The sequence below is a fragment of the Paenibacillus sp. Y412MC10 genome (genome assembly GCF_000024685.1).
Taxonomy (GTDB): domain Bacteria; phylum Bacillota; class Bacilli; order Paenibacillales; family Paenibacillaceae; genus Paenibacillus_AQ; species Paenibacillus_AQ lautus_A.
On record NC_013406.1, the window covers coordinates 370,411 to 391,916 of the forward strand.

General features: G+C 50.6%; 18 protein-coding genes. All 18 read left to right on the forward strand.

What is annotated here, in order from left to right; genetic code table 11:
- Positions 1 to 306: 306 nt before the first annotated feature.
- Positions 307 to 507 (forward strand): cold-shock protein, encoded by a 201-nt coding sequence (locus tag GYMC10_RS01670; RefSeq protein ID WP_012818544.1) that lies wholly within the window; start codon positions 307 to 309, stop codon positions 505 to 507.
- 222 nt (positions 508 to 729) lie between these two features.
- Positions 730 to 972: a cold-shock protein gene (locus GYMC10_RS01675; RefSeq protein ID WP_012818545.1), complete on the forward strand. Its 243-nt coding sequence runs from the start codon at positions 730 to 732 to the stop codon at positions 970 to 972.
- Between the two features lie 66 nt (positions 973 to 1,038).
- Entirely contained in the window at positions 1,039 to 1,266 is a 228-nt protein-coding gene (locus tag GYMC10_RS32810) for a helix-turn-helix domain-containing protein (protein WP_012818546.1), read from the forward strand.
- Positions 1,267 to 1,591: 325 nt separating this feature from the next.
- Positions 1,592 to 2,050: an Hsp20/alpha crystallin family protein gene (locus GYMC10_RS01685; protein ID WP_036664830.1), complete on the forward strand. Its 459-nt coding sequence runs from the start codon at positions 1,592 to 1,594 to the stop codon at positions 2,048 to 2,050.
- A gap of 157 nt (positions 2,051 to 2,207) precedes the next feature.
- The gene (locus GYMC10_RS01690; protein WP_187293020.1) at positions 2,208 to 2,912 is read left to right on the forward strand and encodes a PspA/IM30 family protein; all 705 of its coding nucleotides are present in this window, start codon (positions 2,208 to 2,210) and stop codon (positions 2,910 to 2,912) included.
- Positions 2,913 to 2,939: 27 nt separating this feature from the next.
- Positions 2,940 to 3,971, forward strand: a complete 1,032-nt coding sequence (locus GYMC10_RS01695) for a TFIIB-type zinc ribbon-containing protein (RefSeq protein WP_009593950.1) — start codon at positions 2,940 to 2,942, stop codon at positions 3,969 to 3,971.
- On the forward strand, positions 3,968 to 4,768 hold the full coding sequence (locus tag GYMC10_RS01700; protein WP_012818549.1) for a TPM domain-containing protein: 801 nt from the start codon (positions 3,968 to 3,970) through the stop codon (positions 4,766 to 4,768). The genes GYMC10_RS01695 and GYMC10_RS01700 overlap by 4 nt, the downstream gene beginning before the upstream one ends.
- Positions 4,769 to 4,788: 20 nt before the next feature.
- Entirely contained in the window at positions 4,789 to 5,808 is a 1,020-nt protein-coding gene (locus GYMC10_RS01705) for an SPFH domain-containing protein (protein WP_012818550.1), read from the forward strand.
- 380 nt (positions 5,809 to 6,188) lie between these two features.
- A complete protein-coding gene (locus tag GYMC10_RS01710; RefSeq protein ID WP_012818551.1) occupies positions 6,189 to 8,414 on the forward strand; it encodes an AraC family transcriptional regulator in 2,226 nt (741 codons plus the stop codon).
- A gap of 174 nt (positions 8,415 to 8,588) precedes the next feature.
- Positions 8,589 to 9,524 carry an ABC transporter permease gene (locus GYMC10_RS01715; RefSeq protein WP_012818552.1) on the forward strand — a complete coding sequence of 312 codons (936 nt, stop codon included), beginning with the start codon at positions 8,589 to 8,591 and terminating at the stop codon, positions 9,522 to 9,524.
- Positions 9,525 to 9,708: 184 nt separating this feature from the next.
- Positions 9,709 to 10,575: a carbohydrate ABC transporter permease gene (locus tag GYMC10_RS01720; protein WP_012818553.1), complete on the forward strand. Its 867-nt coding sequence runs from the start codon at positions 9,709 to 9,711 to the stop codon at positions 10,573 to 10,575.
- A 107-nt stretch (positions 10,576 to 10,682) separates the two neighbouring features.
- A complete protein-coding gene (locus GYMC10_RS01725) occupies positions 10,683 to 12,233 on the forward strand; it encodes an extracellular solute-binding protein (protein ID WP_012818554.1) in 1,551 nt (516 codons plus the stop codon).
- A gap of 316 nt (positions 12,234 to 12,549) precedes the next feature.
- Positions 12,550 to 15,447, forward strand: a complete 2,898-nt coding sequence (locus GYMC10_RS01730) for a DUF4855 domain-containing protein (protein ID WP_012818555.1) — start codon at positions 12,550 to 12,552, stop codon at positions 15,445 to 15,447.
- A 413-nt stretch (positions 15,448 to 15,860) separates the two neighbouring features.
- On the forward strand, positions 15,861 to 16,049 hold the full coding sequence (locus GYMC10_RS01735) for a hypothetical protein (RefSeq protein ID WP_012818556.1): 189 nt from the start codon (positions 15,861 to 15,863) through the stop codon (positions 16,047 to 16,049).
- Between the two features lie 368 nt (positions 16,050 to 16,417).
- Positions 16,418 to 17,530, forward strand: a complete 1,113-nt coding sequence (locus GYMC10_RS01740; protein ID WP_012818557.1) for a BMP family protein — start codon at positions 16,418 to 16,420, stop codon at positions 17,528 to 17,530.
- A 396-nt stretch (positions 17,531 to 17,926) separates the two neighbouring features.
- Positions 17,927 to 19,459, forward strand: a complete 1,533-nt coding sequence (locus tag GYMC10_RS01745) for an ABC transporter ATP-binding protein (protein ID WP_012818558.1) — start codon at positions 17,927 to 17,929, stop codon at positions 19,457 to 19,459.
- Entirely contained in the window at positions 19,452 to 20,507 is a 1,056-nt protein-coding gene (locus tag GYMC10_RS01750) for an ABC transporter permease (RefSeq protein WP_012818559.1), read from the forward strand. Before GYMC10_RS01745 ends, GYMC10_RS01750 begins: the two co-directional genes overlap by 8 nt.
- A gap of 6 nt (positions 20,508 to 20,513) precedes the next feature.
- Entirely contained in the window at positions 20,514 to 21,467 is a 954-nt protein-coding gene (locus GYMC10_RS01755) for an ABC transporter permease (RefSeq protein ID WP_012818560.1), read from the forward strand.
- Positions 21,468 to 21,506: the final 39 nt, after the last annotated feature.

Genomic DNA, 21,506 nt, shown 5'->3' on the forward strand with positions numbered 1-21,506 from the left:
CCTGATTCATTGATACATGAAATTAAATGGTAAGTGTCCGATGCTTCTCTTTTGAAAATAACGAAGGCGGCCCGCTCATGGAGCGGGCTTCTTTTAGGGTTTCTTAAAAATTTCGGCAGTGAATTGGAAAACATTCGTCGTTTGCTATTCCACATCCATTGAGGTATAATAAATTTATTGGGATTTTGACCTGAGATTCACATATTGCAGAGGGTTATTATTTTGATTAGGAACCTTGTGCAATATGTGAATTTTTTGTTTTTTAACCAAAAATGAGAAAATCATATAAATTTAGGAGGTGTTTCTATGCAAACAGGAACAGTGAAATGGTTTAACGCAGAAAAAGGCTTTGGTTTCATCGAGGTTGAAGGCGGCGAAGACGTATTCGTACACTTCAGTGCAATCGCAGGTGACGGCTTCAAGTCGCTTGACGAAGGACAGCGCGTTGAATTTAACGTAGTCCAAGGCAACCGCGGACAGCAAGCCGAGAACGTTGTAAAACTGTAGACTCGTGAAAGGATCCCCAAACGTATCGTTTGGGGATTTTTTTATAAGATATCAGAAAGTATAAATTTCGGAGGATCTGCTGCCTGATATCGCAAGAAAAACTACCGCTAAACGCGGTCCGTCTTCTTTTAGAGTACGTCGATTGACGTATTTCTTATAAAGGGTAGGCTTGCTAGTTTAAAGCACGAAAGTATTAAAAAATGTAGCTGAGGGGGAAATGCATTGTCTTATTCTTGGAATAAACCACTGGAAAATCTGCCGGAAGAGATGACCGCGATCTGGTCTTGTACGAAGGAAGGGTGTAACGGTTGGATTCGAGACAATTTCTCGTTCAAGGATGTTCCCGTTTGTTCACAGTGCGCCTCGTCCATGGTCAGCAGCAATAAAATCCTGCCGATTCTCGTTTCGTCGGATCAGCAAATCAAGCTTTACCGCAAGAATCAGCGCAAGGACGCGAAGTCGTAGGGCGGTTCTCACGGTCCCATAAACATTCTGCCCTCGTTCGTTGCGTACAAGAAAGGTTGAGATTTCATGCAGGCATTCGAAGATTGGAATCTAAAGGTGAAAAAAACGTTTAATGCTACAAGTAACAAGGAGGTATTAACCGTTTCTGAGGCAGGTCATTTGTTAGGTCTGTCCAAAGATCAAATGAAGATCTATGTCGATCAGAATAAGCTGACTAAGGTTCCGATCATGCGAAGTGTGCATCGATACCTTTTGTTGAAAAGTGAAATCGATCGAATTATGGAAAAGCAATAAAACAGAGCAGTATTGTGCTTATACAGAGACAGAGCCTCAAGCTCTTCGATCAGTATCGCCTTCCATATGAATATATAAGAGAAGAGGGTGCCCTAAGGGCGCTCCTTTTTTTCATGCTCCCAGTCGATCGGTGGAACTTTTAAACGAATCACATTAAAGGTCAAAAAAGATCAAATTTAAAGATTCAAACAATTCTCTTAATCAAACCGCCCGATAACGAGCTGTTTTGGCGCAAATTCCTGCATCATCGGTTTTGGCATTTAAACGTTCCGGGCATATAATAAAAGCGTAAGGTCAAATAAGGTCAAAGAAAGGGGAATTCATGATGTTTGAATTGATGCCATTCGGCAAGCGCAGAGAGGATGCCTTCGGACAACTGATGAAGTCATTTCATGATGCCTTTAACGACGCTTTTCCTGATGATGTATTCGCGCCGTTCAAGGGTTCGATGATGTCGTTTAAGACGGACGTCAAGGAGACGGAGCACGCTTATCTGGTTGAGGCGGAGCTGCCCGGTTTTCGAAAAGACGACATCGAAATCAGCTACGCTGACCCTTACTTAACGATCAAAGCCGTGCGCAAGGAAGATCAGAGCGTGGAGGATACGAACCAGCACATCGTCCGCAAGGAGCGCCGTTACGGCGAGTATGTGCGCAGATTTTACGTTCAGAACATAGCCGAGGACCAAATCGACGCTTCCCTGAAGGATGGAGTCCTTAAGCTTGAAATACCAAAAAAGCCTGAACCTGGTAAGAAACGCATCCAGATCCGGGATGATGTCTAATATATATGCCCTCCGATCCATAAGGTCGGGGGTATTTTTTTGTGCTTTCTTAGTCATAAATTTACATATATGCCAATGAATTTCGGCAAATGAAACCTATCGGGAGTATATAGGGTATTATAAGTTAAATGTAAACTTTTCGAGGGGGACGCACATGATGGGAATCTTATCGAGGTTTAAGGATATTATGAGGGTGAATGTGAATTCGTTATTGGAACGGACGGAAGATCCGGAGAAAACGATCGATACCTATATGCGGAGTTTGAACGGCGATCTGGGTAAGGTGAAAGCGGAGACCGCTTCCGTGCTCTCGGATGAGCGGAGAGCGAAGCGGGCACTGGATGAGTGCAGCGCCGAAATCCAGAAACTGCAGCGATATGCGGAGAAGGCCGTGGAAGCGGGAAATGAAGGCGATGCCCTGAAGTTCCTGGAGCGAAAAGCAGCGCATGCCGAGAAGCTAAGCGACCTGCAGGCAGCTCACGAATCGGCTTCCGCAAACGCCGTCAGGATGAAGCAATTGCAGGATAAGCTGGGGTCGGATATGAGTCAGCTGGAAGCTCGCTATGCCGAGTTGAAAGGGAAGATGGCCGCTGCGAAAACCCAGCAGGAGCTGAATGCCGGCCGATCCTCCTTGGGCGGTGCCAACGCGGCATTCCATACCATGGAGGAGAAAGCGAGCCGCGCTTTGGATGAAGCGGAGGCCCTGGCTGAGCTGCGCGCAGGAGCGAAGGAAGATGACCTGGACGATTTGATCGCGGAGTTGGAGAAGAACATGGGCAAGGACGGAGCTGCCCCGACTTCACCTCCTAATGCCGAGGATGAACTGGAAGCGATCAAAGAAAAGCTGAACAAGAAGGAGTAACCATTTCATTGTTATCGAGGTGAGCAAATGCCGGTAATTGAATACAAATGTCCGAACTGCGGCAGCGGCATGGTTTTTGACGGCGATACGGGAATGTTGTCTTGCCCCAGCTGCGGAAGAAAAGACAATATCGAGGAAATCCCCGACCCGCTGAAGAAGCAGGTGTTCGCGGAAGACGAGGTAAAGGAGTACCATTGCAACAGCTGCGGAGCCGTGATCGTGACCGAGCCGGAGACCAGTGCCACGACCTGCAGCTTCTGCGGATCGGCCGTCGTGCTCAGCGACCGGTTGAGCGGCGAGCTGGCACCGGTGAAGGTCATCCCTTTTTCGATTACGAAGGAAGAGGCGATGAAGGCGTTCAAGAAATGGTGCCGGAACGGCCTTTTGACGCCAAGCGGATTTATGACAGCGGACCGGATCAAGGGCATCACCGGGATCTACGTCCCCTTCTGGCTGTATGAGCTGCATAATCGGGTTGAGGTTCATGGCCAAGGCACCAAGGTGAGAACTTACACGCAAGGAGATTACCAGTACACGGAGACCGAGCATTTCGACATCTACCGGAAGATTCGCTTGAATTACGTGAAGGTGCCGATCGATGCTTCGGAGAAAATGAACGATGAGCTGATGGATAAGCTGGAGCCATTTCCCTATCAGCAGCTGAAGGAATTCAAGACGCCGTATCTCGCCGGGTACATAGCGGAAAAATACAGCCATGACGACGAACAGCTTCTTCCGCGCGCTAAGGAAAAGATCAGCTCCTTCATTGATTCGTATATTTCGTCGGCGGTCTCAGGATATACGACCGTGAGTTATACCAACAAACGGATCGATACCACCAAGAAACAGGCGGATTACGTCCTTCTTCCGGTATGGATGGTGCACTATGACTACAACAAATCGGAGTATACGTTTGCGATGAACGGACAGACGGGCAAGGTAGTCGGCAAGCCGCCGATCAGCAAAGCGAAGGTGGCCGGGTGGTTCGCGGGCATTTCGGGCGTCTCCTTGTTATCCTTGAAGCTGATCTCCTGGGCGATGGGGGGAGGGTTCCTGTGAGAAGACGATATGCGTTATGGGCGGTCTTATTTTTACTAACGGTTAATTTGATAGCGCCCTCCGGGATCGTCAAAGCCGCGGATGATAAGCCTTTGATCTTTGATGAAGCGAATCTGCTTAGTCCGGAAGAACGGAATGAGCTGAATGCGATGGCGAATGAGTACGGCGCCGAACGCGAGACGGATTTTATGATACTTACCGTTAACAGTGTCCCGAATGATGATTATGAGTTATGGACCGAAAACTTTTACGATGAGTATGCCCCCGGATATGATAAGCCGCACGGGAATACCGCTATTTTAACCATTGTAATGAGTGCTCGTGACGGTTCTCGTAACGTGCATTTGGAAGGTTATTATAAGGCTGAGAAGTATCTCGATTCCGGGAGACTGACCAAAATACGCAGCAAGATTACTCCGGACTTGTCGAGCGGCAATTACAAGCAGGCTTTTGAAAAATACATCAAAACCGCTCATCGGTACATGGGCTTTGAGCCGGACGTGAATCCGGATAATATTATATTTAATCTCTGGTTTCAGCTGGGAGCTGCCGCTGCCATCGGCGCGATCGCCGTGGGCATCATGGCTTTCCGCTCCGGCGGGCGGGTCACGGTTAACAGCCGGACCTATGAGGATGCCAGCACATCGGGGATCTTGAATCAACAGGACCGATATATTAGAACGACCGTAACAAAGCGGAAAATAGAGCGCAACACAAGCAGCGGCTCGGGTGGCGGAGGCGGAGGCGGCGTCACCGGCGGCGGCCATTCGCACAGCAGCAGCAGCGGGAAATTTTAATGGGAAGGGATGGAGCATCAATGGGATTTTTCAAGAACCAATTCTCCAACGTAGTGGAATGGGAAGAGTTTAGAGATGACATGATTTTCTGGAAATGGCGCAACCGGGAGATCAAAAAAGGAAGCAAGCTGGTCATTCGCTCCGGTCAGGATGCGATATTCATCAATAACGGCAAAATCGAAGGGATTTTCGAGGATGAAGGCGTATATAACATAGACTCAGACATCATTCCGTTCCTTTCTACCCTAAAGGGTTTTAAATTCGGCTTTAACAGCGGTATGCGCGTGGAAGTGCTGTTCGTTAACACCAAGGAATTCACCGTTCGATGGGGTACGCAGAATCCGGTTCTGATCCCGACGCCGCAGCTGCCGGGCGGCATGCCAATCCGTGCCAACGGCACGTTTAATTTTAAAGTGAACGATTACGTAACGCTGATCGACAGGATTGCCGGGATCAAGGAGAGCTACCTTGTGGAGGACGTGAAAATCCGGATCAGTTCGGTGCTCGATCAATTGTTGATGAAGTGGATCAGCCGTGAAGGCAAGGACATGTTTAATCTGCAGGCGAACGCTTCCGACATCGCCAGAGGGATTCGGGAAGACCTCGACATGGAAGTGATGGACAACGGGATGACGATTACCGGCTTCCAGGTGATGAGCTTCAATTATCCGAAGGAAATTCAGGACATGATCACGAAGACGGCCTCCCATGAAATGATCGGCAATCTGCAAAAGTACCAGCAGGTCAGCATGACGGACGGGATCGCGTCCGGCAAGGTGAAAGGCGGCGGTGCGGCTTCGGATATGGCAGGCATGATGATGGGGATGAACATGGCCAATGAAATGATGAAAAATATGAATCAGAACCAGGGCCAAAACAATCAGAATCAAAGCCAGCAGTCTCCGGCCGCGAAGGAGCAATCCGCCCAAGCAGCCTCGTCCTCTTCCGAAGGAAACAAGAAGCCCAATTTCTGCCCGAACTGCGGCGCGAAGAACGAAGGGGCGAACTTCTGTCCAAATTGTGGTCATAAGCTGGGTTGAATGAAAGCCAACAGCACGAATAAACGCACAACCTTGGGATGGACATAAGGTTTTGATGTCACGGTTAAAACGATGCGAACTGCGTTATTTCTTCTATTAAAAGTCAATTTAACTCACGACCCCCTCACTCATAAAGTGAGGGGGCTTTTTTGCTATGAACGCCGTAGCTGAGTTATGTATCTACCTTTCCGCAGGAAGTGGCTCACAACTGGAATGAAGAACAGCCTCCGAGGGCAGGAAGGAAGGTGCCGCAGCGCGAATCCGGAGAAATAGAACTTGACGGACAAATGAGAACTAGGCAAATGGAAAAGGGGTACATTATGATAGGACATATCGGTCATAAGAGAACTCCGAAAGACGAAGGGGGACAGGGGGATACTATGTTCAGATCGACATCCTGGCGCATATTTGTGATTAGCGGCATCTTTTTTGCAATGACCATCATACCGTTCTCGTTGTTTCTGGCCAACCGGTTTTCTCATTTCGCATACTCGCAGATGGGAACGTTTAATCAGGACCGCATCGACGAAATGGCGGAGCGGGTCGAGTACATCCTGGCCAAGCTGAAATGGTACAGCCTGACCATGTACGAGGATCATTCCGTGCAAAACTGGATGTATGCTTCAGCCGACAACCTGCTTCAAAATGCCAGCACGATGGGGGTGTTATCTAAATATTTATCTCACGAGCCTTATATTGAAACCGCTTACTTATTCAGCATCCGCAAACGTGAGGTGATCGACGCCAAAGCTGGATTAGTTTCGTTCGAGGAATTTGCCGATCAGGCGATGCTGCAGCGAATCGAGCGCACTCCCGGGAATTTCCTCCGCTATTTTGATCACCGGATAGGAAACCAATCGTATTTGGCGCTTCAGCTTCCTTCGACACCTGTGCAGAAAAGCCGGGACGGGTATCTTGTCGTCCTGTTTGACAAGAAGGAGCTGCAGAAGCATTTGATCTCAGGCGACGAGAGAGCTGATACACTGCTCTCGATCGTGGATGATCGAGGAAGATTGATTCTGGGCGAAGGGGATGGTCGGCTCGAGGAGACCATCGATAACATCCAGACAGGGCAGAAGCGGGGATCATTCGAGATGAACAGCGCCAGAGGAAAAGCATTCGTCAACTATGCGCGGATGGGATCGCCGGAGTGGACCATTATATCCGTCACTGAAATGAAGCAATTCCGCGAAAAGGCCGGGGCGTTCAAAACCGTCATCATCGTCTGCTCGCTCCTGCTGCTCGCGGCGCTGCTTCTGGTCGCCTATTGGAATTCGCGCCGTTTCGTCGGGCCATTTCGCCGGCTGGCGGATCAACTTCAGCGGAAGCTGGGCGTAAAGGGGGAGAACGATTACGGCGTCATCGAGCAGGGCGTCGTTATGCTTCGCGATCATTATCCGCTGATCAAGACCGAATATTTGCGGCAATGGCTGCTGCAGGGCAGGCTGAGCGACGGCGCCAGAGCGGCGATTGTCCGCGAATCGTGCCTGCTTGACTATGAGTGGCTTCGGTTGGCTGTTATCAAGATCGATTCCTTTTACGAGATATCCGAGCGGTATGATTTCTTCTCTCGCAAGCTGCTCAAGTATGCAATCGGCAATATCGCAGAGGAGCTGCTTGGCACATCAGAACGGCCGATCGAGGTGGTCGATTTTGGGACCGACCATCTGGTCGTGCTGGTTGGCACGGCCAGTTCCCTCCCTGATCCCGAGTTGACCCAAGAGCTCAAGGAGCTTAGCCGTCAAGTCAGCCGTTACGTAAAGCTGGACGTGACGATCGCCGAAAGCGAAGCGCGGCGCGTACATGACGATTTACGCAAAGTATACGACGACATGAACGAACTGACATTATTCAAGTTTGTCAGCGGTGATGACAAAATCTACGTCGAACAAGACTTTGAACGGTATGCGGATTTACAGGCGCCGATCGACTCCGCCGTGCATGAAAGCTTGATCCAGACGATTCGCACCGGCAAAGAAGAGAAGGTGCTGGCCATGCTGGACGAGGTGTTCACGCGCCTGCAGACGATGAAATATACCGAGTGCCAATTCCAACTGAAGCTGCTTCTGTTTGCGATCGTCAAGTCGTTCAGCAAAGTGATGTCTATCCAGAGTGTTGAAGGGATTGAGCGCCATTTGAGGCAGTTCGCCACGCTTACCGAGGTTCGCGAATGGCTGAAGGAAGAGACCGGGCGGATGATCCGGCAGCTTAGCGACCAAAAGGGATTCAATCGCAAGGAAAAGCTGATTGGGGAAATCATCGAGTACGTCCGCTACCATACCCATGACCCGATGCTGTCGGTAGACGATATCGCTGACCATATCGCTTTGTCGGCCAAATACGTCCGGCAGCTGTTTCACGAACATTATGGCATGCCTCTATCGAATTTCATTTTGAACGAGCGGCTCGGGAAGGTTAAGGAGCTGCTGGAGCAGACCAGCATGCAGATCACCGAAATTGCAGAGCAGTCCGGTTTTCAGACGAAAAGCCACTTTTTCACCGCATTTAAAAAAGCGACCGGCATGACGCCGAGCCAATACCGCGACAGCAAGGCGGACGAGCGGATGGAGCGGACGCGGCAGATAGCCGGGAACTCTGCGAATTAGAAAGGTCAGCGGGCGATTGAGAACTCGCCAGACCAATAACAATCGGCCGAACGCTCGCGAATCGGCCGCGCGAGAACCGAATCTGGCCAATGAGAACTAGGCAAGCCGCAACCGTGAATGCTACGATGGCTCCGTTCGAATCCTGCAAGCCGCACAAGAAAGGAGGGGCGCTCTTTGGAGCGACGTAGAAGGTTCGGCGGGTCGTTTGTGCGCGAGCTGTCGCGGAACCGGTATTTGTACTTACTGGCGCTGCCCGGCATTGCGTTTCTGGCCGTATTTGCGTATATGCCCATGGCCGGGCATCTGCTCGCCTTCCAGAATTACCGGCTATCCGATGGAATATGGGGGAGCGAATGGGTCGGATTTAAAAACTTCGAGTTTTTCTTCAATGGGAAAGACTGGCTGCGGGTGACGCTGAATACCGTTTTCCTGAATGCACTGTTTCTCGTAACCGGACTCGGCAGCGCGGTCGTGCTGGCTATCTTTCTGAACGAAATCCGTAACAGGCTGTTCAAGCGAATCACGCAATCGTTTATTTTTTTACCGTATTTCATTTCTTGGCTTGTCGTCAGCATGATGACGTTGACGCTATTCAGCACATCCGAGGGGCTCATTAACCGCGCGCTTGCCGCACTTGGCTACGAAGGAGTGGACTGGTATTTGACGCCTGGCGTATGGCCGTATATCTTAACCGTCATTAGCGCCTGGAAGATCGCCGGCTATAATTCCATTATTTTTTTGGCCGTCATTACGGGCATCTCCTCGGAATACTACGAGAGCGCCCGAATAGAAGGCGCGAGCCGGATGCAGCAGATGCTCTACATAACGCTGCCGTTGATGCGGCCGACCGTGATGATATTGGCGCTGCTTGGCATTGGCCGTATTTTCTACGGCGATTTCGGCATGATTTACGCGATCATCGGAGATAACGGCATACTCTTTCCAACGACAGATGTCATCGATACGTATGCGTTTCGTGCGCTGAGGCAGCTGGGGAACTTCAGCATGTCCGCTGCCGTTGTCGTGTACCAGTCCTCCATGGGGCTTGTCACGATTCTGATCTTCAATGCGATCGCGCGCAAGGTGGACGCGGATTCAAGACTATTCTAAAAGGAAGGTTGGGCGAGTTGGCATGAGGCCGGATTCGGGCTTCCGATCGCTGTTGTTCCCGAATCGTTATGATCGTATAAGCTCGTTAAGCGGATACGATTCGGGAACAAAGGCGACCACTTGCGTTTCTCCAGCTCCGAACCGGCCCTTTGCTTCAGTCCCAACCAGTTAAGGTGTGATCGAAGTGAGAGAACGGTTGTTTCTTGTTTTGATGTACGCGGTGCTGGGCGCTTTTGCGCTGTTTTGCTTCATTCCGTTCTGGATTGTGTTCATCAACTCGTTCGCCGATGAATCGCTTCTGCAGACGGCGGGATACCAGTTGCTGCCGAGCAAATTCAGCCTCCATGCGTACAAATTTCTGCTTTCCGGCAAGCAGGTGTTTCTAAGCTACGGCATTACGATGATCGTGACGATCGCCGGCACGGCGCTGGGCGTACTCTTGACAGCTGCCTATGCGTACACGCTGAGCCACCGGAAAGTGAAGTACCGCCATATTTTATCGTTTCTAACCTTCCTGACGATGCTGTTCGGTGCAGGACTTGTCGGCTTTTACATGCTGATCGCCAACTGGCTGCAGCTGAAAGACTCGGTGTGGGCGCTCATTTTGCCCTATCTGCTTAATCCGTTCTATGCCTTCATTCTTGTCTCATACTACCGGACGCTGCCGTATGAATTGAATGAAGCTGCGACTGTGGACGGCGCCAATGATCTCTATATTTTCTTTCGCATCATCTGGCCGATTTCGCTGCCTGTTATCGCCACTGTGAGCCTGTTTTACGCGCTGCAATATTGGAACGACTGGTACTTGTCATTGCTGTTTATCGACAATCACAAAATGCTGCCGCTGCAGATGATGATCCGCCAGCTTATGTCCAATTTGAATGTTATGGCTTATGTGAGCGGGAGCCAGACGCAGTACAACGTCGTCGTGCCGACCTATGGCATGCAGCTGGCGATCGTCTGCGTTACCATCGGCCCGATCGTGTTCGTCTATCCCTTCATCCAGCGCTTCTTTATAAAAGGTTTGACGCTTGGTTCGGTAAAAGGGTAGAGCCGCAAACGTGAAGGCGTTTGGCCGGTTCGAGCTTTCCATCGCTGCTGTTTATGAACCGGCTCATCCGCCTATTTTCTCTATTATTGATTCAGGGGGAAGGAACCATGAAAAGATTATTGTCCATCGCGCTTGTGTTATTGATTGCGCTCATCGCGATTGCGGGTTGTTCGGGCAAGAACGAAGGGGAAGGGAAGACGCCCGGACCGTCGGGTCAAACCGGAGACAGCGCCAGCGATGACGCCAAACTTGAAGAGGTGACGCTGAAAATCATGATTCCCGGCGATCGGCCGTCGGATATGGATTTGGTCATCGCCGAAGCAGAAAAGCGGATGAAGGATACGATCAACGTCAAACTCGACGTCGTCTTCGTACCCTGGTCCGATCTGGCGCAAAAGACACAGGTAACGCTTGCTTCCGGCGAAAACATCGATCTCATCTTCGATGCGCCATGGCTGCACATCAATCAGATGATTGCAAACGGATTCTATGAACCGCTGGATGACCTGTTGGCCAAGTACGGCCAAACGGTGCTGGAGAAACGGCCGCAGCAAATGTGGGACTACAACAAATACGGCGGCAAAATTATGGCCGTTCCGCTCGGCGTCAGCTACATGTCCGGCAATTCGTACATGGTGCGCAAAGACATTCGCGAGAAGCTGGGCGTACCGCCGATCAAGACATATGAAGAATTGATCGCTTTCGCTTACAAGGTAAAGGAGCAAGAGAAAGGCATTATCCCGATGAGCGCAGGCTCCGCCACTTATTCATTTGTCGCTCACCATGCGCTGAACGATTACGAAACCCATGTCAGACCGACCCACGCCCTGGGCAACAGCCTGATGCTCTACTACAAGAACAATGACGGCAAAGTTTACAATTTGCTGGAGGATCGGGAGCCGATCGGAACGTGGCTGGCGAACACGCACAAGTGGTTTAAAGACGGACTGATCTTCAAGGACATTTTGACGACAAAAGATTTTCACCAGCCAATATCGGCAGGCAAAGTAGCAATCGTCACAAACGGCGCGTTCGGCATCGGCGATTCCCTCAAGAACACGTTCAAGAACAACGTACCGGGAGGCGAGCTGGAAACGGTCACCTTCTTTAACCCGGAAAAAGGCGCGAATTTGACCAATTTTAAACAGTGGAATTTCCTCGCTGTTCCGAAGGTGAGCAAGAACAAGGAGCGGGCGATTATGTTCCTGAACTGGGCGAATGAGAAGGAAAACTACGACCTGCTCTCTTATGGAATCGAAGGAAAGCACTGGGAAGCGGTAGGAGAAGACAAAATGAAAAACCTGGATACATCCGGCTACTCCGCATTCGGCTATGTCTGGCTATGGAATCCGGTCGATGAGCGCAGTGTTGTAGGCGGTGATCCGCAGAATGATGAAATGGATGCCGTGCTTCGCGATGCCGACATGTTCACCACCGACATTTTGGCCGGCTTCGAATTCGACAGTACCCCGGTGCAAAACGAGGTCAGCCAGTACAATACAGTCGACGGGCAATACTACACGGCGTTGTTTAACGGGGTTATTGATCCGGAGGACACATTGAAGAAATTCGAAGCGGAAGCCGGCCCCGCCCTCCACAAGATTCAGCAGGAGCTGCAAAAGCAAATTGACGAGTTCCTGGCGGCGAAGGCGGAATAAAACAGAATCACTTGAACAAGGATAACCGAAGTTTGCTTATCCACTGCCTATCCACGCCTCAGATCGCTTGAAGTGCGGAGTGTTTGGCTGCGCAGTATTACTGCCGTTGCCCACCTGGAAACTTCGTGCCGCGGCACTGGATGCGGCGGTGACGGCTTCCTCTTCCGGAGGAAGCCGATCTTATACACTTTGCTGCTTGCTTATGCGGAATACGCGAAAGGGGGGATTAAAATCTAGCGTTCACCCGGAACAGAAATAAGGGTTTAAAGTTTTTGATATTTCTGTACTCGAGAATAAAGAAAAGGAGCTGGCCTTGATGAATTTGAATAAAAAATGGTTATCCGGATTAATGGCAGCCGTATTACTACTGACTCCGCTCTCTGCGGTTCAGGCGAAATCGCTTGTTCCGGATGTGACTGTCCTGCAGGCGGCAGGTGCAGACCAGATGGAAGCAGGGAATGATTCGGGTAATCTACAGGTCGATCTGGATCAACTGACGGATGCTGGTGAACCGACAGCGGAACAGGCACCACAAGCAAAAGGCGATCAAGCGGTAGTATCTTGGGCTGTGCAGGAGACGCAATTCCGCAATCTCGCGGCCGGCCTTCCGTATGAATGGTCTGAAGCTCCGGAAGCTTCGCATCCCGATGACGGATACAAGCTTACGGACGGAAAATACGGCGCATTGGATATGAACGACCCGGCATGGGTAGGACATCTGCGCGGAAAGGCTCGCGAAGTCGTGTTCGATCTCGGTGAGGAAAAGTCAATTGGAAAGATCACGGCTAATTTCTTTCAAGATTTTCCTACGAATTCGATTCTCGTGCCGCTGTCGGTATCGATGTATGTCTCCGACGATAAGGAAAATTGGGGGCTGCTTTCCCATAACGCTACGCAGCTTCTGTGGGGAGAAGGACCGCCCAGACAGGAGACCTTTGAATGGGATGGCAGCCGGGATGGAATCAAAGGCGGGAATACGGATGGCAAGCTGGCTTATGCCCGTTATGTGAAGGTGACCTTTTTTATGCATCCTACACAGTGGGAATACATTGACGAAATCGAAATTATGGGTATGGACGGCAAGGTTGACGGTTCGGTAAAGGTTCCTGCCGAGCAGCCTCATTTCTTGGAGCCGGGGGAAGCTACGGCCGGGATCCGGAATCTGAATCTGCTGTATAACGGACAATACGCGAATGGTTTGGGCGATTGGAAGAAGGAACGGATTATCCCTAATATCAGTTATGTAAATAAAGACGGCGAGCCGGTCGATTGGCTTTATGACGGCGTTCTGTATCTCGGGATTGCTTCGCCTGCCGGTCGCGATTTCGGTCAGGGACAAACGAACCTGGACGATTGGAAATGGTATTTGGATAAAACATTTGCAGCCACGGGCGATATGCAGCAGTTGAATGAGGCTGCCAAGGAAGTTGGGGCCAAGCTGAAACAGCCCGATCATCAAGTCAAGGTTGTGTTAATGATTCCGAATCCAGGGGAATCCTTAACCAATTTTGGCGACATTGACGGTAGCGGCTCCTTAAATTTCAACGACTCCGTCGTAGGCAAAGAAAAAGCGTCTGAAAACAGAGGAAAAGCGGTGCAGTGGTGGCTGGACCAGACCCGGCAAAGATGGCAGGCTGCCAACTACTCGAATCTTGAGCTTGTCGGCATGTACTGGATGCCGGAACAAATCGACATATCCGAATCGGGACCGGACATAGCTCGCATGGTGTCGGATAAAGTGCACGCCATGAACATGAAGGTTTTCTGGATTCCACACTCATATGCTTACAAAATGTTTATGTGGAAAGACGTAGGGTTCGATGCCGCGGCGCTTCAGCCTAACTATTTCTTTGGCGGAATGGATTCCGACCGTCTGGACGATGCTACGGATACTGCAAAGCGATACGGAATGGGGAACGAAGTTGAATTTGATGACGGAATGCTGACAGATCCCGTACTTCGTCAGCGTTTTGTCGAATACTTAGACAGCGGCGTCAGATCCGGTCTGATGCAAAATGGCTTCAGAGCTCACTATCAAGGCAATAATGCAGTATACAACTTAGGGGTAAGCAAGGATCCAAGTTTGCGTTTAATGTATGACTGGCTGTACCAGTATTTGAACGGAACGTACGCCATCGATAGCAGCCCGGCGCCGGAGACGATGGCGGAGGTTGTGCAGCGTTATGTCGCATCGAACGAAATCAAGCCGGCTTTTGGTAATGATTTGACGTATCGATTGCAGACCATCAAGCTTCTTTTGGACGATAACAAGCCGAAGGAAGCCGTGACGTATATGCAGGATTTTCTCGCGCACATTCACGACCCGGCCGTCCAAGCGCAAGGGTTGATTTCGGTCCCGGCCGCAACGGTGCTTGATTCCTACGCCCAAGTTCTCATTCATACCTGGTCTGACGGAGGGGGACTCAGCAATCTGGTTCTTGGCCAAAGCTATACAATTTCACAGCAGCCTAACAGCAACTATCCCGATTCCGGGAACGAACTTACGGACGGCCGATTCGGCGGGACGGATTACCGCACCGAGCAGTGGCAGGCCCATGCGGGAAGCGACTACCCTGACGAACGAAGCCGCACCATCACATTTGATTTGGGCGGCAACAAATCGATCGGGGCGATTAGAGCCCATTTTCTTCAGGATAAAGGACCCGGCATCTATTTTCCTCCGAACGTTACTTTTTCCGTTTCATCTGACGGCCAATCCTGGAGCACGCTGGCAACCGTTTCTCCGCCACCGGCACAGGATGCTGCCTCGGCCGAGTTCGTGGGTTGGAGCGGGATAACAGACGGTGTGCCGGGGGAAGCGGGAGCCGATAAAGTGTCTGCCCGCTACGTTAAAGTGGAATTCCCGGTCAACGTCTGGGTCTTCCTTGATGAAATCGAAGTTCTTGGCATTGACGGCCATGCGGGGGGTGGCACTGCAATCGACGGCGCAAGAGCCCTGGTGGATGCCGCTGCGAAGAAATTGACGATCGACGGTCTGGTCGTGAACGGCAGTCAGTCCCAAGTGAATTTGAAAATACTCGATTCGAAAGGGAAAGTTCGGTACGAAGGCCAGACGACCAGTACGGAAACGGGAAGTTTCCAATTCACGATCAAGCTTACCGGCAATTTAAAGGGAACCTGCGATGCCTATCTCTCTATGGAAGGAATGTCGGCTCCCGTTAAGATTTCATTCGAGTACAATAAAAAGGACTGATGAGTTATTCCAGCACGAGCTCAAATTCCGATGGCATGCGGCCTGATTTCCATGATGTTGATTTAGGATGAGGGCATTCCGTGATAAATTCTGTCGCGGCATAATGCATGATAATTAATTTATGTTTCGTAAAAAAGCCATGGATGCAGCGTGATTTCCACGCTGTGACCTATGGCTTTTACTTTCGAATCGGTCTTGATGACCGTATGATAAATATCTGATGCATCCCGATGTTTATGAACACGTCTCATATAATGAAGTAATTGCGGGCTATCTAAAAAATTCATACTGCGAAAGTTAAGATTAATGTAAACGCATACTTATTCATGGTATAATGCATCTAATAGATGAAGCTAACCACTTAAGTGGTTTGTGTTTGAATGGTTTCGAAACTGCCTGGGGGTGTTGCGAGGATGAAAAGGTACAGCGTGTGGCGTCCAGTCATGCTGATTGCGGTGGCGCTGCTTACGAATAACTTGGTCACGAGTTTGGCGGGCGTGTTTGGCATGTCGCCGGAGTCGGCGAGCAATCTGGGTTTTATCGCGATGATTATTGCCGCATTCATTACATATAACCGCATGATGAAAATCCGTCGCAAGTGAATAATCATTCACAGCCATTCATCGAATGAACAGCATGTCTATAAGCACCTTGGCCAAGGTGCTTTATTTTCGTAATGCGCATTTATTTTTTTCCAAATTGAAGGGTCTGAACCCTTGCCCACGCTTCGTATCACACCGCCTGTAACCCCCGTGTTATCTATAAAAACTGTTAAATCAACGATACGAAAATTACGTCTTCCTATCTCTACTAGAATTGGAATAAAACATGTCTTAAACGTTTCACCGCGGCACAGATGCAGTTTGACAGATTCACCCAAATTTATGTTGAAAAGGGTCACTTTTATTAATATATTGTAAATAGCGCGAATCTAGTATTCGGGCATATATACCTAGGAGGGTTATCCTTAATGAAAAAAGGGGTCATATCTTTAATCAGTTTGGCGTTATCTGTCACAATGCTGGCGGGTTGCGGCGACAAACCAGCGTCAGAGCCAAGCGGCGGCGCAGGCGGCGACGCACCTAAGGCAAAATTCAAGGTAGGGATGGTTACAGACGCTGGAACGATCGATGACAAGTCGTTTAACCAAGGCACATACGAAGGTATCGTGAAGGCGAACGAGGACTTCAAAATGGAGTATAAATACCTGAAGCCGGCCGGAACCACAGAAGCCGACTATTCGAAAGAGATCGGTAACCTGTACGATGCCGGATTTAAATTTATCGTAACGCCAGGCTTCAAATTCGAAACAGCCGTGTTCAAAGCACAGGACAAGTATAAAGACGCTAAATTCGTAATTATTGACGGAACGCCTCAATCTGGAGAAGAAGGCGCAACACCGGTCGTTAAAGAAAATACCGTATCCATCTTCTTCGCTGAGCAAGAGTCCGGCTTCCTGGCTGGCGTAGCGACTGCCCTTCATGTGAAGGATGGACAAGCAGGCTTTATCGGCGGCATGGAAATTCCGCCTGTACAGAAGTTCAACTGGGGCTTCCAGCAGGGTGTAGCTTATGCTAACGAGAATCTCGGCACGAAACTAGTAATTAATAAAGAAAACGTGGTGTACCAAGGATCTTTTGACGACGTTGCGGCAGGCAGCCAATTGGCGGCTCAAATGTATGACCGCGGCGTAAACGTGATCTTCGCTGCTGCAGGCGGCGTTGGCGTCGGTGCGATTAACGAAGCGAAGACTCGCGTGCAGAACGGATCCGAAGTTTGGATCGTCGGCGTCGACGTTGACCAATACCAAGACGGCGTTTACGAAGGCGACAAGTCCGTTGTTCTGACTTCCGCTGTCAAGAAAATCGACCATGCGGCTTACGATATGATCAAAGCCGAAACCGAAGGCAAATTCCCGGGCGGACAAACGCTTACGCTGGATGCCACAAATGATGGCGTCGGACTTCCTGAGAATAACCCGAACTTGAGCGAGGACGTTCTGAAGCAAGTAGACGAAGTGTTTGGCAAGATCAAAGCCGGCGAAATTAAAGTAGCCGCAGAGCAAGGCGAATTGATTAAGTAATTCAAGACACCAAGTTATCTACGGAGCGTGGATAGGCTTACTTGAAAAGCAGCGATACCGCATGAAAAAAGACGGATTCCTTCCGTCTTTTTTTAAGGTATTAGAATTTATAGTTGTTTCAGTGAAGCGTAAGCAATTCTGTAATCGCATCTATATGTTTTGGGGCCCCTGCAAAGTATTTGGAACAAGCATCGAAGCATAGGCTCCACTTTGTGGGGCTATTTTAGGTAACAGACCGTATCACCGGCGCAAGCGATTGCATCCTGAAATTGAATGTAGAATGATCTCTATGGAACTGCGTTCTGGCTGTTTGGAAGTGAGTCGATCCGCGTTTTTTTAGCGGTTAATGATGAACAGGAAGATATCCAACAAAAAAGAAGGAGAGGACCCAAAACCATGGACTATGTTGTCGAGATGGTGGGCATCCGCAAGGAATTTCCGGGAATCGTGGCCAACGACGATATCACGATTCAACTGAAGAAGGGCGAAATTCATGCGCTGCTCGGCGAGAACGGCGCGGGCAAGTCGACCCTGATGAGCATCCTGTTTGGCATGTACCAGCCTGACCGTGGCGTGATCAAAGTCAACGGCAAGGACGTGCGGATTTCGAATCCGAACGTCGCGAATAAACTCGGAATCGGGATGGTGCATCAGCATTTTAAATTGGTCGAGCCGTTTACCGTGACCGAGAATATTATTCTCGGCAGCGAGACGCGCAAGTATTATTTTGGTTTAGACGTGAGATCCGCAGCCAAGCGGGTCGAGGAGCTGTCCAAACGATACGGGCTCAACGTAGACCCCTATGCCAAAATCGAGGATATCTCGGTCGGGATGCAGCAGCGCGTGGAAATTCTCAAAATGCTGTACCGCGATGCGGAAGTGCTCATATTTGACGAGCCCACGGCGGTGCTGACCCCTCAGGAAATCGAAGATCTGCAGGGCATTATGAAGAACCTGGTCAACGAAGGCAAATCGATCATTCTGATCACGCATAAATTGAAAGAAATTAAAGCGGTTGCGGACCGCTGTACCGTCATCCGCCGGGGGAAAACGATCGGTACCGTTGACGTGGCCGATACGAGCCGCGAAGCGATGGCCGAAATGATGGTAGGCCGCAGCGTTTCCTTTAAAGTGGACAAACAGGAGAGCCGTCCGGGCAAGACCGTTCTTCAGATCCAGTCGCTTACCGTGAAGAACAGTAAAAAAGTCGATGCGCTCAAAGGCTTCAGTCTGGATCTGCATGCCGGCGAGATCGTGGGCATTGCCGGCGTGGACGGCAACGGTCAAACGGAACTGGTGGAAGCCATTACCGGCTTGCGTCAAGCGGAGAGCGGGACGGTGATCCTGAATGGTAAGACGCTTAATGGACTTTCCGTCCGTCAGCGGAACGAGAGCGGAATCGGCCACATTCCGGAGGACCGCCAGAAGAGGGGCCTCGTGCTGGATTACACGATTGAAGAGAATCTGATCCTTGAGGTGTATAACCGCCCACCGTATTCCAAGAACGGGCTGCTGCAGCCGGCAGCGATCCGCAAGCATGCGGAGCATATCATTCAGAGTTTTGATGTACGTTCCGGAACGGGCGGCCGGTCGATCGTGCGTTCGATGTCCGGCGGTAACCAGCAAAAGGCAATCATCGGCCGCGAGGTAGAGCGCGATCCGGATCTGCTTATTGCCGTTCAGCCGACCCGGGGCCTTGACGTAGGCTCGATTGAATATATTCACCGTCGTCTGATCGAACAGCGGGACAAGGGGAAAGCCGTTCTGCTGGTTTCCCTGGAGCTTGATGAAGTGCTGAATCTGTCGGACCGCATTGCCGTTATCAATAACGGTGAACTGGTAGGTATCGTAAAAACCTCCGAAACGAACGAAAGAGAACTCGGACTGATGATGGCCGGGTATCAAAAAGAGGAGGCACCACATGAATAACAGCGTAAAATCGTTGCTTGCCGTCCTGTTCGGACTCATCGCGGGGGCACTGCTTATGGCGCTGACCGGGCATAATCCGATAGAAGGATATAAGTATCTCCTCCAAGGCGGGCTTAAAAATCCGGAGCGGATCGGAAATACGCTGGCGACGGCGACTCCGCTTATTTTGACCGGTTTGTCCGTGGCTTTTGCCTTCCGTACCGGGCTGTTCAATATCGGTGCTGCGGGCCAAATGCTGTTCGGTGGTTTCTGTGCAACGGCTGTCGGCCTTTCGCTGGATTTACCGCGGGCTCTGCTCCTTTTGGTCATGGTGCTGGTCGGTTTCATCGGCGGCGCACTATGGGCGGTGGTTCCCGGTTTCCTGAAGGCAAAATATAACGTGCATGAGGTCGTATCCACGATCATGATGAACTGGACGGCCTACTGGACCGTTTATTATGTCATTCCGGGTTACTTCAAAGGGGCGAGCCTGGAGACGGAATCGCGCCAGCTTCCACCGGAAGCCATGCTGCATCAGCAGTGGCTCACCGATATGTTCCAAGGTTCTTATGTCAATCTGGGCTTTTTTATCGCGGTGATCGCCGTTCTGGTCGTCGCTTTCCTTATTAACAAAACAACGCTCGGATACGAATTGAAAGCGGTCGGATTCAACCGGCACGCTTCCGAATATGCGGGGATCGCTGTTAAACGCAGCATCGTGCTGTCCATGTTCATCTCCGGTGGGCTCGCGGGCCTCGCGGGTGTTGCACAGTATGCGGGGAATGCCTCCAGCATGCAGATCGGCATTCTGCCGAGCCAGGGATTTGACGGGATTGCCGTAGCCCTGCTTGGAATCAACGCACCTATCGGTGTTTTGGTGTCGGCCCTGTTCTTCGGGATTCTCTACTCGGGTAGAGGGTTTATGAATGCCATGACGGAGATTCCGCCGGAAATCGCCGATTCGATTATCGCCATCATTATCTATTTTGCGGCAACCAGCATCTTGATCGAGCGTCTGTACCGTAAATTCAAGCTGCGTCGCGCGGCAAATAAAAAGCAGGGGGAGTAAGGACATATGTGGACAACGATTGAACAGATTTTTCCGTATGCCATCGCTTACACGATCCCGCTTTTGATTACCGCCCTGGGCGCACTGTTCAGTGAACGAAGCGGGGTCGTCAATATCGGCCTTGACGGCTTGATGATTGTCGGTTCTTTCATCGGCGCTTTTGTCATATTCAAAATGCAGGCCCAATGGCCCGGCCATTGGTGGGTATTATGGGTAGGCCTATTGGCGGCGGCGGCAGCGAGCGCGCTATTCTCGCTATTGCATGCGTTTGCCAGCATCAACCTCAGTGCCAATCAGATCATAAGCGGTACGGCGATCAATATGATCGCGGGCGCCCTGACGATTTTTCTTGCCCGCAACATTACGGGCAGCGGCAAGATCAGCATCACCAGCGGATTCAAACCGTTTGATTTCCCGGGTCTCTCCAAGATTCCGATTATCGGGGATTTATTCTTCACGAAAACCTATGCCACGACATGGCTGGTTCTGATTTTGCTTTTGGTCAGTGCATTTGTGCTGTACAGGACACCTTTCGGTCTGCGGCTCCGGTCCTGCGGCGAGCATCCGCACGCGGCCGAAGCAGCCGGTATTAAGGTACAGTCCATGCGGTATGTCGGCGTCATGATCTCGGGTGCTTTTTCAGGACTCGGTGGGGCTGTCATTCTGTTGACATATTCCGGCGAATTTACGGGGAACGTTGCGGGACTCGGGTTCCTGGCTCTGGCATCCTTGATCTTCGGACAATGGAAGCCGCTCGGCATCCTGCTGGCGACCTTGTTCTTCGGATTTGCCACGACGGTAGCCAACGTATCGCAGGTCATTCCGTCCTTGGCGGTGATCCCGCCGGTCATTCTCAAGATTTTCCCTTATATCGTCACGCTGATCGCGCTCGTGATTTTCTCCAAATCCTCGAATGCGCCGAAAGCGGTAGGGGAGCCGTTCGATTCAGGTAAACGGTAACGAATTGCGCAAGTCGATGTAAGACAAATAGAACCTCTG